General features: G+C 71.2%; 17 protein-coding genes and 1 rRNA gene. 3 read left to right on the forward strand and 15 right to left on the reverse strand.

Annotated features, from left to right (window positions below; translation table 11 throughout):
* Positions 1 to 120: 120 nt before the first annotated feature.
* The 6 genes from hemB to ACIQM4_RS09175 form a co-directional block, all read right to left on the reverse strand.
* Positions 121 to 1,113 (reverse strand): porphobilinogen synthase, encoded by a 993-nt coding sequence (gene hemB, locus ACIQM4_RS09150; protein ID WP_401588026.1) that lies wholly within the window; start codon positions 1,111 to 1,113, stop codon positions 121 to 123.
* A 138-nt stretch (positions 1,114 to 1,251) separates the two neighbouring features.
* Positions 1,252 to 2,940 (reverse strand): uroporphyrinogen-III synthase, encoded by a 1,689-nt coding sequence (locus tag ACIQM4_RS09155; protein WP_401588029.1) that lies wholly within the window; start codon positions 2,938 to 2,940, stop codon positions 1,252 to 1,254.
* Positions 2,937 to 3,911 (reverse strand): hydroxymethylbilane synthase, encoded by a 975-nt coding sequence (gene hemC / locus ACIQM4_RS09160; protein ID WP_401588031.1) that lies wholly within the window; start codon positions 3,909 to 3,911, stop codon positions 2,937 to 2,939. Before hemC ends, ACIQM4_RS09155 begins: the two co-directional genes overlap by 4 nt.
* Positions 3,908 to 5,509: a glutamyl-tRNA reductase gene (locus ACIQM4_RS09165; protein ID WP_401588034.1), complete on the reverse strand. Its 1,602-nt coding sequence runs from the start codon at positions 5,507 to 5,509 to the stop codon at positions 3,908 to 3,910. The genes hemC and ACIQM4_RS09165 overlap by 4 nt, the downstream gene beginning before the upstream one ends.
* Complete coding sequence (locus ACIQM4_RS09170; RefSeq protein ID WP_401588036.1) at positions 5,506 to 6,276, reverse strand: redox-sensing transcriptional repressor Rex; 771 nt, start codon at positions 6,274 to 6,276, stop codon at positions 5,506 to 5,508. The genes ACIQM4_RS09165 and ACIQM4_RS09170 overlap by 4 nt, the downstream gene beginning before the upstream one ends.
* Before the next feature lie 370 nt (positions 6,277 to 6,646).
* Complete coding sequence (locus tag ACIQM4_RS09175; RefSeq protein WP_401588039.1) at positions 6,647 to 6,922, reverse strand: glutaredoxin family protein; 276 nt, start codon at positions 6,920 to 6,922, stop codon at positions 6,647 to 6,649.
* A 126-nt stretch (positions 6,923 to 7,048) separates the two neighbouring features.
* Here ACIQM4_RS09175 and ACIQM4_RS09180 point away from each other — a divergent pair, with 126 nt between their 5' ends.
* The 3 genes from ACIQM4_RS09180 to ACIQM4_RS09190 all read left to right on the forward strand — a co-directional run bounded on the left by ACIQM4_RS09180 (position 7,049) and on the right by ACIQM4_RS09190 (position 10,785).
* On the forward strand, positions 7,049 to 8,002 hold the full coding sequence (locus tag ACIQM4_RS09180; protein WP_401588041.1) for an HAD family hydrolase: 954 nt from the start codon (positions 7,049 to 7,051) through the stop codon (positions 8,000 to 8,002).
* 508 nt (positions 8,003 to 8,510) lie between these two features.
* Complete coding sequence (locus tag ACIQM4_RS09185) at positions 8,511 to 9,296, forward strand: ECF subfamily RNA polymerase sigma factor, BldN family (RefSeq protein WP_401588044.1); 786 nt, start codon at positions 8,511 to 8,513, stop codon at positions 9,294 to 9,296.
* A gap of 250 nt (positions 9,297 to 9,546) precedes the next feature.
* Positions 9,547 to 10,785, forward strand: a complete 1,239-nt coding sequence (locus ACIQM4_RS09190; protein ID WP_401588046.1) for a DUF5667 domain-containing protein — start codon at positions 9,547 to 9,549, stop codon at positions 10,783 to 10,785.
* A gap of 136 nt (positions 10,786 to 10,921) precedes the next feature.
* On the opposite strand, the gene ACIQM4_RS09195 is transcribed toward ACIQM4_RS09190, so the two are convergent.
* The 9 genes from ACIQM4_RS09195 to rrf all read right to left on the reverse strand — a co-directional run.
* Positions 10,922 to 11,983 (reverse strand): 1-acyl-sn-glycerol-3-phosphate acyltransferase, encoded by a 1,062-nt coding sequence (locus tag ACIQM4_RS09195; RefSeq protein ID WP_401588049.1) that lies wholly within the window; start codon positions 11,981 to 11,983, stop codon positions 10,922 to 10,924.
* Between the two features lies 1 nt (position 11,984).
* Positions 11,985 to 13,121: an NAD-dependent epimerase/dehydratase family protein gene (locus ACIQM4_RS09200; RefSeq protein ID WP_401588051.1), complete on the reverse strand. Its 1,137-nt coding sequence runs from the start codon at positions 13,119 to 13,121 to the stop codon at positions 11,985 to 11,987.
* Positions 13,122 to 13,309: 188 nt separating this feature from the next.
* Positions 13,310 to 13,408 (reverse strand): 30S ribosomal protein bS22, encoded by a 99-nt coding sequence (locus ACIQM4_RS09205; RefSeq protein ID WP_003948845.1) that lies wholly within the window; start codon positions 13,406 to 13,408, stop codon positions 13,310 to 13,312.
* Between the two features lie 130 nt (positions 13,409 to 13,538).
* The gene (locus ACIQM4_RS09210) at positions 13,539 to 13,751 is read right to left on the reverse strand and encodes a helix-turn-helix domain-containing protein (RefSeq protein WP_398417739.1); all 213 of its coding nucleotides are present in this window, start codon (positions 13,749 to 13,751) and stop codon (positions 13,539 to 13,541) included.
* Positions 13,752 to 13,880: 129 nt separating this feature from the next.
* Positions 13,881 to 14,696 (reverse strand): phosphatase, encoded by an 816-nt coding sequence (locus ACIQM4_RS09215; protein ID WP_401588054.1) that lies wholly within the window; start codon positions 14,694 to 14,696, stop codon positions 13,881 to 13,883.
* A 694-nt stretch (positions 14,697 to 15,390) separates the two neighbouring features.
* Positions 15,391 to 16,566, reverse strand: coding sequence for an acetoin utilization protein AcuC (locus ACIQM4_RS09220; RefSeq protein WP_401588057.1), 1,176 nt, complete (start codon positions 16,564 to 16,566; stop codon positions 15,391 to 15,393).
* Positions 16,535 to 17,758: an MFS transporter gene (locus ACIQM4_RS09225; protein ID WP_401588060.1), complete on the reverse strand. Its 1,224-nt coding sequence runs from the start codon at positions 17,756 to 17,758 to the stop codon at positions 16,535 to 16,537. Before ACIQM4_RS09225 ends, ACIQM4_RS09220 begins: the two co-directional genes overlap by 32 nt.
* A 201-nt stretch (positions 17,759 to 17,959) precedes the next feature.
* Positions 17,960 to 18,604, reverse strand: a complete 645-nt coding sequence (locus tag ACIQM4_RS09230) for an HAD family hydrolase (RefSeq protein ID WP_401588062.1) — start codon at positions 18,602 to 18,604, stop codon at positions 17,960 to 17,962.
* A gap of 75 nt (positions 18,605 to 18,679) precedes the next feature.
* Positions 18,680 to 18,770, reverse strand: a 5S ribosomal RNA gene (gene rrf / locus ACIQM4_RS09235); the annotation flags it as partial.

An 18,770-nucleotide genomic window follows, 5' to 3' on the forward strand; every position in this document is an offset into this window, starting at 1 on the left:
CCGCCCCCCCGCCGGCCGGCGCCGGCGGCGGCCGGGGCGGGGGGGGGGGGGGCCCCCCCGCCCCGCCCCACCCCCCCCCCCCCCCCCACCCCTTCCCCCGCGTGCTCCGCCGGCCGCCGCTCAGCGCAGCAGCCGCGCCGCCTCCGTCGCCCAGTACGTCAGGATCATCTGCGCGCCCGCGCGCTTGATCCCCGTCAGCGTCTCCATGATCGCCCGCTCGCGCTCGATCCAGCCCTTCTCGGCCGCCGCCTCGACCATCGCGTACTCACCGCTGATCTGGTACGCGGCCACCGGCACGTCCACGCTCTCGGCGACCTTCGCGAGGATGTCGAGGTACGGTCCGGCCGGCTTGACCATCACCATGTCCGCGCCCTCGGCCAGGTCGAGCGCCAACTCCCGCAACGACTCACGGACGTTGGCCGGGTCCTGCTGGTAGGTCTTGCGGTCGCCCCGCAGCGAGGACCCGACGGCCTCCCGGAACGGCCCGTAGAAGGCGCTCGAGTACTTCGCGGTGTACGCGAGGATCGACACGTCCTCACGGCCGATGCCGTCCAACGCGTCCCGGATCACGCCGACCTGACCGTCCATCATGCCGCTGGGCCCCACCACGTGGGCGCCCGCGTCGGCCTGCACCTGCGCCATCTCCGCGTACCGCTCCAGCGTCGCGTCGTTGTCCACCCGGCCCTCGGCGTCGAGCACCCCGCAGTGGCCGTGGTCGGTGAACTCGTCCAGGCACAGGTCGGACATGACCACCAGGTCGTCCCCGACCTCCGCGCGCACCGCGCGCAGCGCGACCTGGAGGATGCCGTCCGGGTCGGTGCCGGTCGTTCCCGCAGCGTCCTTCTTGTCGTCATCGGGCACGCCGAACAGCATGATCCCGGAGACCCCGGCCTCCACCGCCTCCACGGCCGTCTTCCGCAAGGTCTCCAGCGTGTGCTGGTACACGCCCGGCATCGCGGAGATCGCCACCGGCTCGCTGATCCCCTCCCGTACGAACGCGGGCAGGATCAGGTCGGCGGGATGCAGCCGCGTCTCCGCCACCATGCGCCGCATCACAGGCGTCGTCCGCAGCCGGCGGGGCCGGGCCCCGGGGAAGGATCCGTACTCAGTCATGCGTCCACGCTAAACCCGCCCCGCACCCCGCGTTACCGACACCCTGCCGGTCCCGGGACCGTACGAAAGCGCGCACGGGAAAGGGGCGGGCCGCAGGAGTTCCTCCGGCCCGCCCCTCGTAGGGCCCTCGCACACCTCTCAGGTGGTGCGCCGTCTGCGCGATCCCGGCCTGCGCTCGCTCGGCCTGGCCACGTGCTCGCCCGCCTCCAGCGCCGCCGTGCGCCGCGCCGCGCCGAACTCCGCCAGCGCCTCGGCCAGCTTGTGCACCGAGGGCTCCGGCGAGAGCACGTCGACCCGCAGGCCGTGCTCCTCCGCGGTCTTCGCGGTGGCGGGGCCGATGCACGCGATGACGGTCACGTTGTGCGGCTTGCCCGCGATGCCGACCAGGTTGCGGACCGTGCTGGAGGAGGTGAAGAGCACCGCGTCGAAGCCGCCGCCCTTGATGGCCTCCCGCGTGTCGGCCGGCGGCGGGGACGCCCGCACCGTCCGGTAGGCGGTCACGTCGTCGACCTCCCAGCCGAGCTCGATGAGCCCGGCGACCAGCGTCTCCGTCGCGATGTCCGCCCGCGGCAGGAAGACGCGGTCGATCGGGTCGAAGACCGGGTCGTACGGCGGCCAGTCCTCCAGGAGCCCGGCGGCCGACTGCTCCCCGCTGGGCACGAGGTCCGGCTTGACGCCGAACTCGACCAGTGCGGCAGCGGTCTGCTCGCCCACGGCGGCGACCTTGATGCCCGCGAAGGCACGCGCGTCGAGCCCGTACTCCTCGAACTTCTCGCGGACCGCCTTGACGGCGTTCACCGAGGTGAAGGCGATCCACTCGTACCGCCCGGTGACCAGGCCCTTCACCGCCCGCTCCATCTGCTGCGGGGTGCGCGGCGGCTCGACGGCGATGGTCGGCACCTCGTGCGGGACCGCGCCGTAGGAACGCAGCTGGTCGGAGAGCGAGGCCGCCTGCTCCTTGGTGCGCGGGACGAGCACGCGCCACCCGAAGAGCGGCTTGGACTCGAACCACGACAGCTGGTCGCGCTGCGCGGCGGCGCCGCGCTCGCCGACCACGGCTATGACGGGCTGGTGGCCCTCCGGGGACGGCAGCACCTTCGCCTGCTTGAGCACCTGGGCGACGGTGGCGAGCGTGGCGTTCCAGGTGCGCTGGCGGGTCGTGGTGCCCGCGACGGTGACGGTCATCGGGGTGTCGGGCTTGCGGCCCGCCGAGACCAGCTCACCGGCGGCGGCGGCCACCGAGTCGAGCGTGGTGGAGACGACGGCGGTGGCGTCACTCGCCCCGACCTCGCTCCAGCACCGCTCGTCGGCCGTACGGGCGTCCATGAAGCGCACGTCGGCCCCGGCCGCGTCCCGCAGCGGCACCCCGGCGTAGGCGGGCACGCCGACCGCGGTGGCGACTCCCGGCACGACCTCGAAGGCGACGCCCTCGGCCGCGCAGGCGAGCATCTCCTCGGCGGCGTTGCCGTCCAGGCCCGGGTCGCCACAGACCGCACGGACGACCCGCTTGCCGCTGCGCGCGGCCTCCATGACAAGATTGACCACGACCTTGGACGACATGGGCGTCCGGATCGCAGACGTGCCCGAAGTTACTGACGAGTCGTCAACTACGGCCAGCTGAGGCGTGCTTACGCCCGCCTTGACATGGGCGCGTACGACGTCGAGCACAGCGGGCTCGGCGATCAGTACGTCGGCGCCCGCCAGCGCCTCGACGGCACGCAGGGTCAGCAGGCCCGGATCACCGGGGCCGGCGCCGAGGAAGGTGACGTGCCCGGGTGCAGAGAACACCGAGGACGCCGAGGATGCAGGTGTGGTGGTGGGGCTCAAAGTGCTCGCTCCCCCATAAGACCGGCCGCACCCTTAGCGAGCATCTCGGACGCGAGTTCGCGCCCCAGAGCCTCCGCGGCATGGTGCGACGTGGGTACGGGACCGGTAGTGGACAGCTGCACCAGCTCGGCGCCGTCGGTCGAGCCGACGACGCCCCGCAGGCGCATTTCATTGACAATCTGCCCGTCAACCAACAAGTCGGCCAGGGCACCCACAGGTGCGCTGCAACCGGCTTCCAGGGCGGCGAGCAGGGCTCGTTCGGCCGTCACGGCGAACCGCGTGTGCGGGTCGTCGAGTTCGGCGAGCACGGCAGCGAGGTCGACGTTGACCGCGGCGCACTCGATGGCCAGTGCCCCCTGGCCGGGGGCGGGCAGCATCAGGTCGGTGGCCAGGAACTCGGTCACCTCGTCGACGCGGCCGATGCGGCGGAGCCCGGCGGCGGCGAGAACCACCGCATCCAGCTCGCCGCTTCGTACGTATCCCACCCGGGTGTCGATGTTGCCCCGGATCGGCACGGTCTCGATCCTCATCCCGTGGCTACGGGCGTACGCGTTCAGCTGCGCCATCCGGCGCGGCGAGCCGGTACCGACCCGCGCCCCCTCGGGCAGCTCGGCGAAGGTCAGCCCGTCGCGCGCCACCAGCACGTCGCGCGAGTCCTCCCGCACCGGCACGGCGGCCAGCGTCAGGTCGTCGGGCTGCGTGGTGGGCAGGTCCTTCAGCGAGTGCACGGCGAAGTCGACCTCGCCCCGCAGCAGGGCGTCGCGCAGCGCGGTGACGAAGACACCGGTGCCGCCGATCTGGGCGAGCTGCTCCTTCGACACATCGCCGTAGGTGGTGATCTCCACCAACTCCACGTCGCGGCCGGTCAGTTGACGCACCGCCTCGGCGACGTGTCCGGACTGGGCCATGGCCAGCTTGCTGCGCCGAGTCCCCAGCTTCAAGGCCGGTCCGGCCTTAGCGGCATCAGTCATGCCCGCCCTCTCTTCGCACTCTCGGCACCGTCGGTGTCATCTCGGTCGGCCTGCGGGCCGCTCTCGGGGCCGCTCCCCAGGAAACCGCTCCCGGGGCCGCCCTGCGGGCCGGCTTCGAGACCGCCCTTGAGGCTGTCGGCCCTGCTCACGGCCGCGACCGTCTGCGGGTCGAGGTCGAAGAGCTCGCGCAGCGCGTCCGCGTACCCGGCGCCGCCGGGCTCGCTGGCCAGCTGCTTGACCCGTACGGTCGGCGCGTGCAGGAGCTTGTCGACCACGCGCCGTACGGTCTGCGTGATCTCCGCCCGCTGCTTCGCGTCGAGGCCGGGCAACCGGCCTTCCAGCCGGGCCACTTCATTGGTCACGACGTCGGCCGCCATGCTGCGCAGGGCCACCACGGTCGGGGTGATCTGCGCGGCCCGCTGGGCGGCGCCGAAGGCCGCCACCTCGTCCGCGACGATGGTGCGCACCCGGTCCACGTCGGCGGCCATCGGCGCGTCCGCGGCGGCGTCGGCCAGGGACTCGATGTCCACCAGGCGCACGCCGTCGAGCCGGTGCGCGCCGCCGTCGATGTCCCGGGGCATCGCCAGGTCGAGCAGCGCCAGCCGCACCGGCCGCCCGTCGTCGGCCGGCGGGCCGGTCCGGGGCTGCGCCTTCGCGGCGAGCTCCCCGTTGTCGGCCCAGGCGGCGTGCAGTTCGAGGGAGTTGGGGTCGCTCTCGGCGCGTATCTGCGGTACGTGACCGGGCTCGGCCTCCCGCGCGACGTCGGCGGGCACCCCGAGCGCGGCCGCGACGTCCTCGACGGTCAGGACCAGGCCGGTCGCGCCGGTGCACGAGACGGCGACGTCGACTCGTGTCAGCTCGCGGGCCACCTCGTCCATCGGCACGGCACGCGCGGCGCCGCCCGACTCGCGGAGGATCTCCGCGAGGCGCTCCGCGCGCTCGGCGGTCCGGTTCGCCACCACGACCTCGGCCACTCCGACGCGGGCCAGGGTCGCCGCGGCCAGCGAGGACATCGAGCCTGCGCCGATCACCAGCGCCCGCTTGCCCGCGGCCCATTCGGCGACCGGCGCACCGGCGGCGAGCTGTTCCAGCCCGAAGGTGACGAGCGACTGCCCGGCCCGGTCGATGCCGGTCTCGGAGTGCGCGCGCTTGCCGACCCGCAGTGCCTGCTGGAACAGGTCGTTGATCAGGCGGCCCGCGGTGTGCAGCTCCTGCCCGAGCGCGAGCGCGTCCTTGATCTGCCCGAGGATCTGACCCTCGCCGACCACCATCGAGTCGAGCCCGCAGGCCACCGAGAAGAGGTGGTGGACGGCCCGGTCCTCGTAGTGCACGTAGAGATAGGGGGTGAGCTCCTCAAGGCCGACCCCGCTGTGCTGGGCCAGCAGCGTGGACAGCTCGGCGACACCCGCGTGGAACTTCTCCACGTCCGCGTACAGCTCGATGCGGTTGCAGGTGGCGAGCACCGTCGCCTCGGCGGCAGGCTCGGACGCGAGGGTGTCCTGGAGCAGCTTCGCCTTGGTGTCCACGGAGAGCGAGGCCCGCTCCAGCACGCTGACGGGCGCGCTGCGGTGGCTCAGCCCGACGACCAGAAGACTCATGCCGGCATCACGGCGGGCACGTCGCCGTCGGGTCCCTTCCGGGTCGGGCCCTCTTCGCCGCGCACGGCGGTCGGCAGCCCCGCGGCAGCGGCGGCAGCCTCGGCGTCGCCGGCCTTGCGCTGCTCGTGGAAAGCGAGGATCTGCAGCTCGATCGACAGGTCGACCTTGCGCACGTCCACCCCCTCCGGCACCTGGAGGACCGTCGGTGCGAAGTTGAGGATCGAGGTGACGCCGGCCGCGATCAGCCGCTCGCTGACCTGCTGGGCGGCGCCCGCCGGGGTCGCGATGACCCCGATGGAGACCCCGTTGTCGGCGATGATCTTCTCCAGCTCGTCCGTGTGCTGGACCGGCATGCCGGCGACCGGCTTGCCCGCCATCGCGGGGTCGGCGTCTATCAGCGCGGCCACCCGGAACCCGCGGGAGGCGAAGCCCCCGTAGTTGGCGAGTGCGGCGCCGAGATTACCGATACCGACGATGACGACCGGCCAGTCCTGGGTGAGACCCAGCTCACGGGAGATCTGGTAGACGAGGTACTCGACGTCGTAACCGACGCCACGGGTGCCGTACGACCCGAGGTACGAGAAGTCCTTCCGCAGCTTCGCGGAATTGACCCCCGCGGCCGCGGCCAGCTCCTCCGACGACACGGTCGGAACCGACCGCTCGGAAAGGGCGGTCAGGGCGCGCAGATACAGCGGAAGTCGGGCGACGGTGGCCTCGGGAATGCCTCGGCTACGGGTCGCCGGTCGGTGAGTTCGGCCAGTTGCCACGGTGCTCCTGCGGGATGAGCGGGGCTGTAGGCGGCCGTATGTCCCAAGACCGCCCCGTCGGATGCAGGCTATGTCTTTGTGAACGCGTGCACAAAGATTGTGTCCGATTTGTCCAAGCAAAGTGACCGGGGTCACGCGTTCACGCCGTGTCACCTGGGAACCAGGACACACGTGGCGACGTTGCGCTCCCACGAGGGACAAACCGGTACGCACCTCTCACTAGCCTGCCCCCAAGCCGACCCAAACCGCCCTCGATGGTACGCCGCCAACCACCCCTCCCCGGCCCACCTGCCCGCGCCACCAGCCGCCCCGCGTCAGCCCCACCGGCTCGCGGCGCGCCTCGCCCCACGTCACCTGCGCCTCGCCCACGTCACCCCGCCAGCTCGCGCCGCAGGCGGTCCGCGTCGACCTTCCAGAAGGTGTGCTGCTCGCCGTCGACCAGCACCACCGGAATCTGCTCCCAGTACTCCCGGTGCAGTTCCGCGTCCACGGAGATGTCCTTCTCCTCCCAGTCCACCCCCAGCTCCGCGCAGACCGCCTCGACCACCGCGCGCGCGTCCTCGCACAGGTGACAGCCGGGCTTGCCGATCAGCGTGACCAGACGCTCACCGGGCTCCTTCTTCCTACGGCGCAGCAAAGGGCTCATCCCTCCATTCTGACCCGCCCGCACGGCGCCCCGCCGCCGGCGCCGGCACGGTACGGACGCGGAGAGTTCACGCCCCCGCACCCGGTCGACTCGGGAAGTTCCGAACAGAATGGCTATGCTCACGACATGGCCGCACTGGGATGGCTCACCCCCCGTAGGCGCTCCGCGACCGCACGGAGCGTGCTGGCGGGCGAGGCTGCAGCCGAAGCAGCACGCAAGTCGTCACAGGAACTCGAGGAGCTGGAGGCGGCCCGCGCCGCCGAGCCCGGCTCAGCCGGCCCCGCCGAGCCCGAGTTCCCGGTCGCCGGCGACACCGAGGCCGCCGCCTTCTTCGACCTAGACAACACCGTCATGCAGGGCGCCGCGATCTTCCACTTCGGCCGCGGCCTGTACAAGCGGAAGTTCTTCGAGCGCCAGGAGCTCGTCCGCTTCGCCTGGCAGCAGGCCTGGTTCCGGCTGGCCGGCGTGGAGGACCCCGAGCACATGGAGGACGCCCGCGAGAGCGCGCTGTCCATCGTCAAGGGCCACAAGGTCTCCGAGCTGATGACCATCGGCGAGGAGATCTACGACGAGTACATGGCCGAACGCATCTGGCCCGGCACCCGCGCCCTCGCCCAGGCCCACCTCGACGCGGGCCAGAAGGTCTGGCTGGTGACGGCCGCGCCCGTCGAGACCGCCACGATCATCGCCCGCCGCCTCGGCCTCACCGGCGCCCTGGGCACGGTCGCCGAGTCCCATGACGGCGTCTACACCGGCCGCCTCGTCGGCGAGCCCCTGCACGGCCCCGCGAAGGCCGAGGCCGTCCGCGCCCTGTCCGCCGCCGAGGGCCTCGACCTCAACCGCTGCGCCGCGTACAGCGACAGCCACAACGACATCCCGATGCTCTCGCTGGTCGGCCACCCGTACGCGATCAACCCGGACGCCAAGCTCCGCAAGTACGCCCGCGAGCGCGACTGGCGGCTGCGCGACTACCGCACCGGCCGCAAGGCGGCCAAGGTCGGCATCCCGGCCGCCGCCGGCGTCGGCGCCCTCGCGGGCGGCACCGCGGCGGCCCTCGCGCTGCACCGCCGCCGCCGCTGACCCGTCCGCCACCGCCGGGGGACCGCCCGCCACCGCTGACCGTCCGCCACCGCCACGGCCGCCACCGCCACGTTCCGTTTGCACGGGAGTTTCGGCGCCACCGCCGTTTCGTTCCGTTTCCGTACGGGAGTTCTGTACGAGGCAGCCGCACCACGGCCGGGCCCCACCCCCGTACTGGGGTGGGGCCCGGCTCTGCCTTGTCCTGCGGCAATCCCCGGCTCTTACCCCCCGGTTCACGCCGCCAGTCCTCTCCCCCGCACTCGGCCACAACAGAACCCGCAAGCAAGCAGACCGCGACACGAAACGATCAACAACCGGTCACGAAGCGTTGCTTGATTCGCCGCGTAGTCGACACGGAAGCGACGGAACCGGTGATTTGAGCAACTGGGTGTAGTGCTGCCTGTACGAAGCGTTATTCTCCTCAGACGCATTCCGGAACCCATTCATCAGCATCACGAGTGAACAGTCCGGCACTGCACGTGATGGAAGCTCTGCCTCTGGGAGTCCCGTGTACCCACACGTCGGGGTTGACGCCTCGGGCCTGGCTACGCTGCGCGCAACGGTCGTCGACCGACTGCGCGGCTTCGTCCCCACCGCGTACGCCGTCCCCGCTTTTGCCACCCCTCTACCCGCCGGTCCCTGCTACGCCCTTGCCGACGGCGGTGCCGCCGTCGGCAGACGTAGCCGTGGCACCGGCGGCTCGGGCACCGGCACGTCCACCGTCCGTCGGCCCATGGCCGACAGCGACAGCGCCCGCATGATGGATCTTGTCGAGCGGGCACAGGGCGGCGAGGCCGATGCCTTCGGCCGCCTCTACGACCAGTACAGCGACACGGTCTACCGCTACATCTACTACCGCGTCGGCGGAAAGGCGACGGCAGAAGACCTGACCAGCGAGACGTTCCTGCGCGCCCTGCGGAGGATCTCCACCTTCACCTGGCAGGGCCGTGACTTCGGCGCCTGGCTGGTCACCATCGCCCGCAACCTGGTCGCGGACCACTTCAAGTCGAGCAGGTTCAGGCTCGAAGTGACCACGGGCGAAATGCTCGACGCCAACGAGGTCGAGCGCAGTCCGGAGGACTCCGTCCTGGAGTCGCTCTCCAACGCGGCCCTTCTGGAGGCCGTGCGCAAGCTCAACCCGCAGCAGCAGGAGTGCGTCACACTCCGGTTCCTGCAAGGGCTGTCGGTCGCCGAGACCGCTCGTGTCATGGGCAAGAACGAGGGCGCCATCAAGACCCTCCAGTACCGGGCCGTCCGCACCCTGGCCCGGCTGCTGCCCGACGACGCCCGTTAGACATCCCTCGCGACGCCCGGTGACCGTTCGATCACCGGGCGTCGAAGTTCTGCCTCGATACGGCACAACAGGCAGTCGGATCATCCTTCGTCCGTAACCCAAGTGCCCGGAGGCTCGTTGTGCGGAATGCAGGCTCCCTGCGGTCACGCCATGCCCGCAGCCACTCACTCCATCGTGTGGATGCGCTCATGGCGTGCAACCTTCCGGACACCCAGGGAGTCGATCGTCATGACGAGAGGAGGTGCCGCCAGTGATCGCAAATGTATCGGCGCACCGGCGGGCCAACGCCTTCGCCCAGGCCCTGGAGGACCAGGAACTCCAGGGCACGGCGGCCGAACAGCCCGAAGGTACGGCCGGAGCAGCCGAAAGGCCTGCTGACCAGGGGACACTGCTGTCCCTTGTCACAGACCTGGGCGGCCTGCCCGCACCGACAATGGACCCCGAGGTCAAAGTGGTGCAGCGAGCCCAGCTCGTCGCCGCCATGGAAGCCATGATGCTGGAAGGCACCGCGGCGGGCCCCACCGGTCCGCAGGTGCCCCAACAGCGCACGGGGCGGGGCGCCCACCGGGCCTCCGCCCTCCGCAAACTGCGCCCCCGCTCCCGCTGGTCGAAAGGCCTGGCGGCGGGCGGACTCACCGTGGGTGTGGTCGGAGGAGCCTTCGGCGGCGTGGCCGCCGCCAGCTCCAACGCCCTCCCCGGTGATTCGCTGTACGGGCTCAAGCGCGGCATGGAAGATCTGAAACTCACCATGGCGGACGACGAGTCCGACCGCGGCCAGATCTACCTCGACCAGGCATCCACCAGACTCCAAGAGGCCAGACGCCTCATGGAGCGGGGCAGAGCGGCCGACCTCGACCACGAGCAACTGGGCGAAGTAAGACGCACGTTGACCGGGATGAAGCACGACGTCGGCGAGGGCCACCGGCTCCTCTACCAGGCGTACGAGAGAGACGGGAACATCGGCCCCATCCAGGCGCTGAACGCGTTCGCCCAGTCCCATCGCGACAGCTGGAGCAGCCTGCGCGGCCTGCTGCCCGCCCAGCTCGGCGATGTGGGCTCACAGGTGAGCTCGGTCTTCGACGCCATAGACCAAGAGGTCGGACCGCTGCGGTCGCTGCTGCCCAAGCCTCCGCAGACGGACCAGAAGCCGACGGCCCCGGGGGGTACCCACAAGGACCTCCCCGGCACCCCGCACCGGACCGACGGGACCCGTCCCGCCGCCCCCGACAACACGCCCGGCAGCCCGCGTCAGGGCCGGCCGGGAAGCCCACCGCCCGCGACCTCCGACGGCCGGCCGTCCGAGGGCCTGATCGGCGGTGCAGGCGACCTGTTGGACCCCCCGGCCAACAAGCCCGCCCCGCCCGCGACACCCGACAAACCGGGCCTGCCCGGAAAGAACCCGGCCGTCCCCGACGTCACGATCCCGCCCATCCTCCCGGACGTACTCCCGGGCCTGGGCATCGACGGCGAGGACCTCGACCCGCAGTGACCGCCGTGCGGCGGCGGCCGGTCGTCCCCGGACCACCGCCCGCCGCCGCGCCGGCAACGCAGGCCCCGGCCTCCCAACCAGAAGAACGCCCGGAAGAACGCCTGGCAGAACTCCTGGAGGAGGCCTGGAAGAACGCCTAGAAGAACACCGACCGCCGCTGCACCAGCAACTTGTAGAGGGTGTGCTGGATCTGCTCGCGGACCTGGTCCGTCAGGTTGAACATCAGCATCGGATCGTCCGCGGCGTCCGCCGGGTACCCCTTGGTCTCGATCGGCTCGCCGAACTGGATCGTCCACTTCGTCGGCAGCGGCACCGCCCCCAGCGGCCCCAGCCACGGGAACGTCGGTGTGATCGGGAAGTACGGAAAGCCCAGGACCCTGGCCAGCGTCTTCGCGTTCCCGATCATCGGGTAGATCTCCTCCGCGCCCACGATCGAGCACGGCACGATCGGAGCCCCCGCCCGCATCGCGGTCGACACGAAACCGCCCCGCCCGAACCGCTGCAGCTTGTACCGGTCGCCGAACGGCTTTCCGATCCCCTTGAACCCCTCGGGCATCACCCCGACCAGTTCGCCGCGCTCCAGCAGCACCCGCGCGTCCTCGGCGCACGCCAGCGTGTGGCCGGCCTTGCGTGCCAGCTCGTTCACCACCGGCAGCATGAAGACCAGGTCGGCGGCCAGCAGCCGCAGATGGCGTCCCGCGGGATGCTCGTCGTGCACCGCCGCCTGGAGCATCAGCCCGTCCAGCGGCAGCGTCCCTGAGTGGTTGGCGACGATGAGCGCCCCGCCGTCCGCGGGAACGTTCTCGATGCCCTTCACCTCGACCCGGAAGTACTTCTCGTACAGCGGCCGGAGCATCGACATCAGGACCTGATCGGTCAGCTCCTCGTCGTACCCGAACTCGTCGATCTCGTAGTCCCCGGTGACCCGTCGCCGCAGGAAGGCGAGCCCGCCCGCGATCCGCCGCTCCCAGCTGCCGCCCGGCGCGGGCGTCTCCCCGGGGGCCGTCGGGTCTGCCTCCGGCGCCTCGGGGGACGCCCCCCGCTGCTCCGGTACGGGCGCGAGCGCGCCTCCTCCGGCCGCCGCGGAGCCGCTCTTGCGCCCGCCGGTGCCGCGCTTCCCCACAGGCGGACGCGCGGCGCCTGAGCTCCGCCTCGACCGCGGCTCGTCGCCGAAGGGGATGACCTTGGCATCGGCCATGTCAGCTGCGCTCCTTGGGTTCCGTGTCCGCGCCCCGGCCCTCGTGCGGGGCGGACTGCGGCGTCGACTGCGGGGTGGACGAGGGCCGCGGGCGTACGAGGTGGGCCAGCCCGGCGACCCGGTCGGCGGCCCGGTCCACGGTACGGGCGAGCGCCTGGGGAGGCAGCAGCCCGCCGCCCCTGCTGCGCGCGAACTCCGTGAAGGTCTCCGCGGTCGTGTACCTGGGCTCGAAGCCGAGCGTCTCGCGCATCTGCGTGGTCCGCACCACCCGCCCGTGGGTGAGCAGCCGGATCTGCTCGGGCGAGAAGTCACTCATCCCCACCGTCCGCAGCGCCGACCCCACCCATCGCACGGCGGGCAGCAGGAACGGCACTGTCGGCCGCCCCAGCCGGCGCGCGCACTGCGAGAGCAGCAGCACCCCGTCACCTGCGATGTTGAAGGTCCCGCTGTTCAACGTCCCGCGCCGCGGCTCCTGCGCGGCGATCCGCAACACCTCCACCACGTCGTCCTCGTGCAGGAACTGCAGCCGCGGGTCGTACCCGAGCACGGTGGGCAGCGCGGGCAGCGAGAAGTAGTCGGCGAGCGGGGAGTCCGCGGAGGGGCCCAGGATGTTCGCGAACCGCAGCACGCACACCGCCACGTCGGGCCGCCGCCGCGCGAACCCGCGTACGTACCCCTCGACCTCGACGGCGTCCTTCGCGAACCCTCCGCTGGGCAGCGCCTTCGGGGAGGTCGTCTCGGTGAAGACGGCGGGGTCGCGCGGGGCCGACCCGTACACGCTCGTGGTCGACTTCACGACCAGCCGCTGCACGGTGGGCGACTTCTGGCACGCGCCGAGCAGCTGCATGGTGCCGATGACGTTGGTCTCCTTGACCGAGGTCCGGCCGCCCGCGCCGGCCAGCGGGGTCCCCGTCACGTCCATGTGAACGACGGTGTCGGCCCCGCACTCGGCGAGAACCCGGGCGATCGCGGGCTGGCGGATGTCGACCTGTACGAAGTCCGCCGCGCCGAGGGAGTGCTCGGGCTGGGCGGCATCGACCCCGACCACCCGGTCCACCTCGGGGTCCCGCTGCACACTCCGCACGAAGCGGGCCCCCAGCTGCCGGGCCACACCTGTGACGAGCACGACCTTGCCCAAGATCAGCGCCTTTCCCTCGGCCCCCCGGACTCCCCGGGTCCGCTGGGCCACCGTAACGCCTGGATGTTGCGCTGTGATGACCCGCACAGCACACCGGGTGCCCGGGGCGGGGGCGCACACGCAGAATGGCCCCTCCGCCGTTCCCGGCGGAGGGGCCATTCCTTGTTGCGACTACGTACAGCTGTCGCTTACTTCTTGTTGCGACGCTGAACGCGAGTGCGCTTCAGCAGCTTGCGGTGCTTCTTCTTAGCCATCCGCTTACGCCGCTTCTTGATAACAGAGCCCACGACTACCCTCGCTCACTACTCGGAACACCTCCGCGTCAGCGGAGATCGGTGCGGGGCGTCTGGGCCCACACGACCTAGCAAGGGCCTAGCCTAACCCGCCACCTGGTGAGTGACGTAATCCGAGGTGAATCTAGGCCGTCTCCACCCCCACGAAGGACTCGCGGAGGTACTCGTGCACCGCCTGCTCCGGGACCCGGAAGGACCTGCCCACCCGGATCGCCGGCAGATGACCGCTGTGCACCAAGCGGTACACGGTCATCTTCGACACTCGCATCACCGAGGCGACTTCCGCCACGGTCAGAAACTTGACCTCGTTGAGAGGCCTCTCGCCTGCAGCAGTCATGACCCACCTGTACCTTCCGCACATGACGCGCACCGGCTTCCCCTTCCGGTGACTCTTCGTCGCTGTGCGCTCACTCCCCAGACTAGGGGCGTGTGATGCGAGTGGGGAAGAGGAGATGCGATCGGCCCGCTACCGTGACAGACACGCTCGATTGAGTACATAGCGAGTAAGCGGTCGGTAGTAATCAGACCGCACACCGTCATCAAGTGGAACGACCACGGACACCCGCCCCTCCGCCTGTCCCACGAACAGCGCGGGGTCGTCGACATCCGCCAGCCCGATTGCCTCAAACCCCAGCTGACCTGCACCGCAGACCCACCCGTGGTCCCCGACGACCAGTCCCGGAAGCGGCATTCCACCCTCTGCCGCGGCCTCCAGAACCACCCGAACCGGGAGCGGAGAATGGGAGTGCACGCCGGTGCCACTCCCGCTCCCTCGCGCGCCGGGGTCTCGCACCAGCGCGACTCCTCGTACGTAGTCAAGGTTGTACGTACGTACGCCGAACCGGGTCGTTATGTCGACACGGTGCCCCTGCGCGGGGGTGAGAACTTCACATCCCGCCGACGACAATGCGTCTGCCAACTCGCCGTAGAAACCGGTCAGCCGGTGCGGATGGCCGGTCCCGAACAACACGGGGAGCCGCTCCCCGGCCGCCTCCCCCAGCCGGCCCGCGAAGGCGTCGAGCGCCGCCAACGTCCGCTCGGGGTCGATGACATCGGGGCCGCTCCGGTACCCCGGATCCGGCGACACCCCGCACCGCCGAGCCATCAGTTCCAGCAACTCCCGCTCCCCCCAACCCCCGTCGGGCTCCAGCCCGAGCAACACCCTCGGGTCCCCGGCCCCGAACGCGCGATAGCTCCGCAGGCTGACCTCCCGCGAGGTAGCCACGACCCCGGCCAGCCCGGCCCGCACCAGATGCGCCTTCAGCGCCCCACTACTCAACACCCCGCCATGCTCCCCGACCCCCCACCCCATGTCCCCAAAACCCCACCCCAACCCCACACTCGGCCTAACCCCCTTTCCAACTGGCCCCACCTTCCAGCCTCACCCTCCAGCCCAGCTCACCCCTCAGCCTGGCTCACCCCTCAGCCTGGACCTCGGCCCCAGCCCCCTCGGGCAGCCAGGCCGCCCCTTCTCCCACCCCGCCTCAGCCCCCTCGGGCGGCGGGGCCACCCCTCCCCTCCCCTCCCCATCTCCAGCCGCCTTGGGCAGCGGGGCCGCCCCCCGGGGGCGGGACGGGTGGGCAAGGGGGCGGCCCCTCGCGCGGAGCGCACCCCTTTTCGTCGGGCTGACCTTGCGGGGTGCGTTTCCTTCGCGCGGGCGCGTCGTGGCTGATCGCGCAGTTCCCCGCGCCCCTGAAGGGGCCGTCTCACTTCGTGCGGGTGAGTGGGGGTTGGGCGCGCAGTTCCCCGCGCCCCCAGGAGGTGCCCCCTGGGCGAGAGTTGGGACCGCGCGGGCACGTCGTGGCTGATCGCGCAGTTCCCCGCGCCCCTGAAGGGGCCGTCTCACTTCGTGCGGGTGAGTGGGGGTTGGGCGCGCAGTTCCCCGCGCCCCCAGGAGATGTCCCCTGCACCTGGGCGCGGACCGTGCGGCCACGTCGTGGCCAGCCCCGCAGCCCCCGGCAGGGATGGACCGCTCCCTACGCCAACAGCCCCCTCCGGGGAAACGCCGCCCTCCGTGTCGCCAACACCGCCTGGTCCACCCGGTCCGCCGGGTCGTACCCCTCATCCCACCCCCGCCAGGCGACCGTTCGTCCGTCCGTCATCCGACCGGGCCCCAACTCCCGCGTGCGGGCGAAGACTTCGTCCTTCCAGGAGGCCGGGATCACCGACTCCGGCTCCACCGGCCGATGCGCCGCGATCCCCACTAGATGCGTCCACGACCGCGGCACCACGTCCACCACCGCGTACCCCCCGCCCCCGAGGGCGAGCCACCGCGCCCCCTCGACGTACTCGTGCGCCAGCTCGTGGCAGGCCGCCTGTACCGCCCGCTGCGCGTCCAGCGACACCGCCAGATGTGCCAGCGGATCCTCGAAGTGCGTGTCCGCCCCGTGCTGCGACACCAGCACCTGCGGCCGGAAGTCGGCCAGCAGCTCCGGCACCACCGCGTGGAAGGCCCGCAGCCATCCCGCGTCCCCGGTCCCGGCCGGCAGCGCCAAGTTCACCGCGCTGCCCTCCCCCGCCCCCTCGCCACCCGTCTCCTCGGGCCACCCGGTCCCGGGGAACAGCAGCCTCGGGTGCTCGTGCAGCGAGATCGTCAGCACCCGCGGATCGTCCCAGAAGGCCGCCTGCACACCGTCCCCGTGGTGCACGTCCACGTCGACGTACGCGACCCGCTCCACCCCCATCTCCAACAGCCGCGCGATCGCCAGCGCCGCGTCGTTGTAGACACAGAAGCCCGCCGCCGAACCCGGCATCGCGTGGTGCAGCCCGCCCGCGAAGTTCACCGCGTGCGACGCGTCACCCCGCCAGACCGCCTCCGCCGCCCCCACCGACTGCCCGGCGATCAACGAGGCCGCCTCGTGCATGCCCGCGAAGGCCGGATCGTCCTCGGTCCCCAGCCCGTACGCGGCGTCCGCGTCCCGCGGCGAGCGCGAGGCCTCCCGTACCGCCGCGACGTAGTCCTCCCGGTGCACCAGGTGCAGGGTGGAGTCCCCGGCAGCGGGCGCCGCCACCACGTCCACCGCCCGGTCCAGGCCGTAGGCCCGCACCAACCCCATGGTCAGCGCGAGCCTGACCGGGTCCATCGGGTGGTGCTTCCCGAAGTCGTACGCCGTGACGGCGTCATCCCACATCAACAGTGCGCGGCCGCTCATGTCCGCCACCGTATCGGTCGCCCTCGGAGGCGAACGAGCGGGCGTACACCAGGGTCATGAGCACCAGGACCATCGGCACGAGCATCGCCCCCCGGTAGTTCCACGCGTCTCCGATCGCGCCCACCAACGGCGATCCGACCAGGAACCCGACGTAGTTGAAGACGTTCAGCCGGGCCACCGCCACATCGCTCTGCCCCGGGAACATCCGTCCCGCCGCCGCGAAGGTCTGCGGAACGATCACACACAGTCCGAGTCCCAGCAGGGTGAAGCCGGCCATCCCCATCCATGGCCCGGAGGCCACCGCCACCACCCCGAACCCCGCCGCGGCCAACACGGCCCCGCCCCGCACGACCGCCACGGCCCCCAGCCGCCGCACCCCGAAGTCCCCGACCGCCCTGCCGAGCAGCGTCGTCACCATGTAGACGTTGTACGGGACGGTGGCCAGCGCCTCCGACGAACCCAGCACGTCCTGAAGGTACTTGGCGCTCCAGTTGGAGACCGTCGAGTCCCCGATGTACGCGAAGGCCATCACCATGCACAGCGGCAGCAACAGCCTGAACGAGAACGCCCCGGCCCCCTTCGCCCCCACGGCACCCGCGGCACCCGCGGCACCCGCCCCACCCGGCCCCTCTCCCGCATTCACGTACCACCGGCTCCCTACCAGCGCCACGGGCACCAGCACGCACACCACGGGCAGGTACAGCGCCAGCAAGGACAGCTCGGCGTTCGCCCCCACCCATGCCAGCGAGGCCCCGGCGATCCCACCGAGGCTGTACGCCGCGTGGAATCCGAGCATGATGCTGCGCCCGTACGCCCGTTGCAGGCTCACCCCGAGCATGTTCATCGAGGCGTCCAGCATCCCCACGGCGAGTCCGAACACCCCGAGCGCGAGCGCCACGTGCCACATCTCACGGCCCGCCCCCACCCCCAGCAGGGCGAGCAGTACGACGGGCTGGGAACACCGCAGCACCATCGCGGGCCCGACCCGCTTCGCGAGCGCCTCGGCGGCGAAGCTCCCGGCCCCGGCCAGAATCGGCACCGCGGCCAGGAAGACCGGAAGTACCGCGTCCGACATCCCGTACTGCTTCTGCAGCGCCGGTATTCGGGTCACGAGGATCGCAAAGGCCAGTCCCTGCGCGAAAAAGCTCAACGCCAAGGAGGCCCTGCCGTACCGCAGGCGCGCGTCTGTCATGAACGGTGAGAGTACGACTCCGGACTACCCATGGGTAGATCGATCACAAGGGCAATCCACTCGGGAACCACTCAGGAGCCACTCAGGACAGCCACTGAGGAGCCACCCCACCCGGCAGAGCCGTCCCCGGCCGGGCTCTTGGCCGGGGGTGTGGCCGGAGCCCTCGGCCGGGGGCGTGGCCGGAGCGCTCGGCCAGGGCTCTCAGTCGAGCAGCCCGAGGAGCTCCTTCATGTCCGAGAAGCAGCCGTTGGCGCCGGTCAGCCGTTCGGCGGGCGTCATGGCGGTGAACCCGTACACATCCATCCCGGCCGCCCGCGCCGCCTCCACCCCGAGCGGACTGTCCTCGATCACCACGCATCGCTCGGGCGCCACTCCCATCCGTTCTGCCGCGTGCAGGAACAGGTCCGGGGCCGGCTTGCCCTTCCCGACGTCCTCGGAGCTGAACAGCCACTCCTCCTCGAACCATTCGTCGAGACCGGTCTTCAGGTGCCCGGCCCGGATCCGGTCGTGACTGCCCGAGGAGGCCACACAGTACGGAACCCCGTCGGCGACCAGCGTGGCCAGCACGTCCTCCACGCCACGTACGGGATGCAGCTCCCGCTCGAAACCCGCGACGATCCGCTGGTGCAGCGTCTGCTCGAAGTCCGGGGGCAGTTCCTGTCCGGTCCGTTCCCTGATGAGGTCGTGCACGCGGTGCACGGCGGCTCCCATGTAGTCCCGCAGCGACTCGTCGTACGTCGTGGGGTGTCCGAGCTCGCTGAGGTAGCCGGAGAGGATCGTGTTGGAGATCGGCTCGCTGTCCACCAGGACGCCGTCGTTGTCGAAGATCACCAGTTCATAGCGCATGACTCGACCATAAACGCAAAAAAGCCGCTGCCCCCGAGTCAACAGACTCGGGGGCAGCGGCTTTTTTTAAAAATTGTTCGGCGGCGTCCTACTCTCCCACAGGGTCCCCCCTGCAGTACCATCGGCGCGGAAAGGCTTAGCTTCCGGGTTCGGAATGTAACCGGGC

It is taken from the genome of Streptomyces sp. NPDC091272, from assembly GCF_044757485.1.
In the GTDB taxonomy this organism is placed as follows: Bacteria; Actinomycetota; Actinomycetes; order Streptomycetales; family Streptomycetaceae; genus Streptomyces.

Coding starts and splice junctions, on each gene's coding strand:
- ACIQM4_RS09175 (WP_401588039.1), bottom strand. CDS start 6,922: ATGAGCCCTTTGCTGCGCCGTAGGAAGAAGGAGCCCGGTGAGCGTCTG.
- ACIQM4_RS09180 (WP_401588041.1), top strand. CDS start 7,049: ATGGCCGCACTGGGATGGCTCACCCCCCGTAGGCGCTCCGCGACCGCA.
- ACIQM4_RS09165 (WP_401588034.1), bottom strand. CDS start 5,509: ATGAGTCTTCTGGTCGTCGGGCTGAGCCACCGCAGCGCGCCCGTCAGC.
- hemC (WP_401588031.1), bottom strand. CDS start 3,911: ATGACTGATGCCGCTAAGGCCGGACCGGCCTTGAAGCTGGGGACTCGG.
- ACIQM4_RS09195 (WP_401588049.1), bottom strand. CDS start 11,983: ATGGCCGATGCCAAGGTCATCCCCTTCGGCGACGAGCCGCGGTCGAGG.
- ACIQM4_RS09230 (WP_401588062.1), bottom strand. CDS start 18,604: ATGCGCTATGAACTGGTGATCTTCGACAACGACGGCGTCCTGGTGGAC.
- ACIQM4_RS09210 (WP_398417739.1), bottom strand. CDS start 13,751: ATGACTGCTGCAGGCGAGAGGCCTCTCAACGAGGTCAAGTTTCTGACC.
- hemB (WP_401588026.1), bottom strand. CDS start 1,113: ATGACTGAGTACGGATCCTTCCCCGGGGCCCGGCCCCGCCGGCTGCGG.
- ACIQM4_RS09220 (WP_401588057.1), bottom strand. CDS start 16,566: ATGAGCGGCCGCGCACTGTTGATGTGGGATGACGCCGTCACGGCGTAC.
- ACIQM4_RS09225 (WP_401588060.1), bottom strand. CDS start 17,758: ATGACAGACGCGCGCCTGCGGTACGGCAGGGCCTCCTTGGCGTTGAGC.